Raw genomic sequence first — 4,437 nt, forward strand, 5'->3', positions numbered from 1 at the left:
GCACGGGGCCGACCGGCACGGCCGGAGCCGGTGGCCCGTTGACCACCCTCGGTTCCGCCAGACCGACGGGTTTCGCCGGCTCCGCGGGAGCGGCGGGCGCAGCCCCGGTCCGGGCCGCCGCTCCTGCCTCCGCGCCACCCGCCCGCGCCGTCGCGCCGGCTCCGGCCGCACCGTGGGCGCCGGCCAAGAGCCCGGCAGCGCCGCCCACCACCCACGGCGTGCCGCGGAACGCCCCGGCCGGCGGTTACGGCCAGCCCGGTACGCCCTACCGCGGCGGACCGGACCTGGCCACCGTCGCCTACGGCGGAGACGGGCCGACCTCCGCCACGATCGCCTTCCCGGCCGGCAACCCGGTGGAGAACTCCGGCTCGCTGACCGGCCACATCCTGGCCCAGGGTTGGACGGACAACCCGGCGGCGGAGAAGTCCCGGACCGCCCGGGTCGTGGTGGTCCTGGCCACCGCCCTCGCTCTGCTGGTGGCCATGGGTGTGCTGGTGGTCCTGCTCGCCGGCGACGCGATGAACGGGCTCGTCGGTAACATGATCGACAAGTAGTCGATGGGCGGGCGGGGTGAGCCCGCCCACTACCACTCGCGGCCGGCTGCCGCTGTCGCCGCGCCGCCGTACACTGGTGAGGATCACTGACCCGGCGTGCGTGGCGCACGCCCATGGGCGATCTTGCGGGCGAATCGGCGGCGTGGAGCTGCGGCGGGCCATCGCGAAGATGCGCCCCGCCCGAAAGGTTTTTCTTGACCATCTTCACTTCCCCCGGCACCACTCCGTCCACCCCCGGCCTGGCGGTCGAGTACACCACCACCGAGGCCGGACCGGCCGCCGGCTTCGCCGCCCTGGGCCTGCCCCGCCAACTGGTCGACACGCTCGCCCGGCAGGGCATCACCACCCCGTTCGAGATCCAGCGGGCGACCCTGCCCGACGCCCTGGCCGGCCGGGACGTGCTCGGTCGTGGGCAGACCGGCTCCGGCAAGACCCTCGCCTTCGGTCTGCCGATCATCGCCCGGCTCGCCGCCCGTAACCGGGCCCGGCCGCTGCGCCCGAGAGCCCTGGTGCTGGTTCCCACCCGGGAACTCGCCATGCAGGTCAACGACGCCCTGGTGCCGCTCGGCAAGGCCGTCGGGATCTTCCTCAAGACCGCCGTCGGCGGTGTCCCGTACGACCGGCAGATCGACGCGCTGCGCCGGGGCGTGGAGATCGTGGTGGCCACCCCGGGCCGGCTCGGCGACCTGATCGCGCGGGGTGTCTGCGTCCTCGACGACGTCGAGGTGACCGTGCTCGACGAGGCCGACCAGATGGCCGACATGGGCTTCCTGCCCGAGGTCACCGAGTTGCTGGCGAAGACGCCCGCGGACGCCCAGCGGCTGCTCTTCTCGGCCACCCTGGACGGCGACGTGGACTCGCTGGTCAAGCGGTTCATGACCGATCCGGTGACCCACTCGACCGCCCCGTCGACCGCGTCCGTGTCCACCATGGACCATCACCTGCTGTTGGTCCCGCCGCACGACAAGTTCGCCGTGGCGGCCTCGATCGCGGCCCGCGCCGGCCGGACGATGCTCTTCGCGCGTACCCAGCTCGGCGTCGACCGGTTGGTCGAGCAGCTCGCCGCGGTGGGCGTGCGGGCCGGCGGGCTGCACGGCGGCAAGACCCAGCGGATGCGCACCAAGACCCTTGCCGAGTTCCGTGAGGGCCGGATGGACGTCCTGGTCGCCACCGACGTGGCGGCCCGAGGCATCCACGTCGACGGGGTCACCCTGGTGCTGCACGTGGACCCGCCGAAGGATCCGAAGGACTACCTGCACCGCGCCGGCCGTACCGCCCGGGCAGGCGAGTCGGGCGCGGTGGCGACCCTGGTGCTGCCGAAGCAGCGCCGCACCACCCTGGCGATGATGGAGAAGGCGGGCGTCGAGCCCGCGCAGGCCCGAGTCCGGGCCGGTGACCCCGCGCTGGCCGAGCTGACGGGCGCGCGTGAGCCCAGCGGCGTCCCGGTCCGCGACGAGCCGGAGCCGCGCCGCGCGGGAGGCCGCCGCTACGGCGACCGGCCCACCGGCGACCGGCGTCCCGGTGACCGCGACGGCCGGGGCGAACGCCGCCACAGCGACCGGAGCTACGGCGACCGCCCCACCGGCGACCGGGGCTTCGGCGAACGCCGCTACGGCGACCGCCCCACCGGCGAGCGGAGCTACGGCGACCGCGACGGCCGCTCCTCCGGCGACCGGCCGGCCGCGGACCGGGCGCACGGCGACCGTGGCTACGGTGAGCGCCGCCACGACGGGCGGAGCGACCGACCGACCGGCGACCGCTCCTTCGGCGATCGGGGCCAGCGCGGCTTCGATCGCCCCACCGGGGACCGGCGCTTCGGCGACCACGCCCGGGGCGAGCAGCGCTTCGGCGACCGGCCGCAGGGCGAGCGCCGATTCGGTGGCGAGCAGCGCGGCACCGAGCGCCGGGGCGGGTTCCGTCCCGAGGGGCGCAGCCGCGACGACCGGCCGCGCGACGACCGGCGTGGCTTCGGCGGCCGGCCGCCGGCGCGTACCCACTGACCCACCCGACACCGGCACGCCGTCGCGGAGCGCACGCTCCGCGACGGCGTTGCCGCATGCGCTGCCCGCGCCGCCCGGTTGGCGTAACCTCCGGAACATGCCGAGGTCACTCTTCTGGAGCCTGGCCGGGGCCGGCGCCGAGCACGTCATCGTCGCCGACGGCCCCGAGCTCACCGCGCACGGAACGCAGCTCGCCGTCGATCCGGTGGACTTCACCTGCCGCTACCGGCTGACCACCGGCGCGGACGGGGGCACCACCTCCCTGGAGGCGGAGGCCGAAGGGGCCGGCTGGCACCGGCGGGTCCGACTGGACCGCGGCGCGGACGGCTGGCGGGTGACCACCGGTGAGGAGGGTGACCTGGGCGGGGCGCTGCGGGCCGTCGGGCGCTCCCCGGCCAGCCTGCCCGGCACCGATGATCCCGGCCGGCTGTACGACGCGCACGACGTCGACCTGAGCGGGTCTCCGCTGTTCAACACGCTCCCGATCCGCCGGCTGGGTCTCGCGGGGGCGGCGGCCAGCACCGCGCACCGGATCACCGTGGCGTGGGTGCTGTTGCCGAGCCTGGCGGTGGTCCCCGCCGAGCAGGTCTACACCGCGCTCGGGCCGGGCCGGGTGGGTTTCGCCAGCGGCACCTTCCGGGCCGAGCTGTCGCTGGACGGCGACGGTTTCGTGATGCACTACCCGGGCCTGGCCGACCGGGCCGACACCCGCTGAGCCCGCGCTCCGGCAGCGGCCGGATCGGACGCGTCAGGCCGGCCAGGCGCCGCCGGCGAGGAAGCGCTCCACGGTGGCCAGGTGCGGGGCGAGGTCCAGGCCCTGCCCGGCCAACCACCGGTCGTCGTAGTAGGTATCGGCGTAGCGGTCGCCGGCGTCGCAGATCAGGGTGACCACCGAGCCGGCCTGCCCGGCGGCCAGCAGCTCGGCGATCAGGCCGAACGCGCCCCACAGGTTGGTGCCGGTGGAACCGCCGACACGACGGCCGAGGACGGCCGAGCCGGCCCGCATGGCGGCCAGCGAGGCGGCGTCGGGCACGGCCGTCATCCGGTCCACCACCGCGGGCAGGAAGGACGGCTCCACGGTGGGGCGGCCGATCCCCTCGATGCGGGAGCCCCGGCCGGTGCGCACCGACCAGTCGGCGGCCTGCCAGGCTGGGTAGAACGCGGAGTTCTCCGGGTCGACCACGCAGAGCTTGGTGGGCAGTCGCCGGTAGCGGGTGTACCGGCCGATGGTGGCGCTGGTACCGCCGGTGCCGGCCCCCACCACGATCCACGCCGGGACCGGATGCCGTTCCAGGGCGAGCTGCGCGTAGATCGACTCGGCGATGTTGTTGTTGCCCCGCCAGTCGGTGGCCCGCTCGGCGTAGGTGAACTGGTCCATGAAGTGGCCGCCGCTGTCCTCGGCCAGCCAGCGGGCCTCGACGACCACCTTGGCCGGGTCCGTAACGAGGTGGCAGCGCCCGCCCTGGAACTCGATCTGGGCGATCTTCTCCGGTGAGGTGGACGCCGGCATCACCGCGACGAACGGCAGGCCGAGCATCCGGGCAAAATACGCCTCGGAGACGGCCGTCGAGCCGGAGGACGCCTCGATGACGGTCGTCTCCGGACCGATCCAGCCGTTGCAGAGCCCGTAGAGGAAGAGCGAGCGGGCCAGCCGGTGTTTGAGGGAGCCGGTCGGGTGCACCGACTCGTCCTTGAGATAGAGGTCGATCCCCCACTCCCGGGGCAGCGGAAAGGGCAGCAGGTGGGTGTCGGCGGAGCGGTTGGCGTCCGCCTCGACCGCGGCGATCGCCTCGGTCACCCACGTCCGGCTGGCCTCGTCGCACCGGTCGAGATGAGTCACGCCGGCAACGGTACAAGCGGGGTCACGGGGCTGTCTCTTATAC

At 74.7% G+C, this 4,437-nt stretch carries 4 protein-coding genes; 3 read left to right on the forward strand and 1 reads right to left on the reverse strand.

Going from position 1 to position 4,437, the window contains the following annotated elements:
- Positions 1-38 precede the first annotated feature (38 nt).
- The 3 genes from E1193_RS33565 (at position 39) to E1193_RS30235 (ending at position 3,269) form a co-directional block, all read left to right on the forward strand.
- Positions 39-554: a hypothetical protein gene (locus E1193_RS33565; protein ID WP_243707967.1), complete on the forward strand. Its 516-nt coding sequence runs from the start codon at positions 39-41 to the stop codon at positions 552-554.
- Positions 555-667: 113 nt separating this feature from the next.
- Entirely contained in the window at positions 668-2,554 is a 1,887-nt protein-coding gene (locus tag E1193_RS30230) for a DEAD/DEAH box helicase (RefSeq protein ID WP_132186547.1), read from the forward strand.
- A 97-nt stretch (positions 2,555-2,651) separates the two neighbouring features.
- Positions 2,652-3,269 carry a putative glycolipid-binding domain-containing protein gene (locus tag E1193_RS30235; protein ID WP_132186548.1) on the forward strand — a complete coding sequence of 206 codons (618 nt, stop codon included), beginning with the start codon at positions 2,652-2,654 and terminating at the stop codon, positions 3,267-3,269.
- Between the two features lie 33 nt (positions 3,270-3,302).
- On the opposite strand, the gene E1193_RS30240 is transcribed toward E1193_RS30235, so the two are convergent.
- Positions 3,303-4,394 (reverse strand): PLP-dependent cysteine synthase family protein, encoded by a 1,092-nt coding sequence (locus E1193_RS30240; RefSeq protein ID WP_132186549.1) that lies wholly within the window; start codon positions 4,392-4,394, stop codon positions 3,303-3,305.
- Positions 4,395-4,437: the final 43 nt, after the last annotated feature.

This window comes from Micromonospora sp. KC606, assembly GCF_004348675.1.
Taxonomy (GTDB): Bacteria; Actinomycetota; Actinomycetes; order Mycobacteriales; family Micromonosporaceae; genus Micromonospora.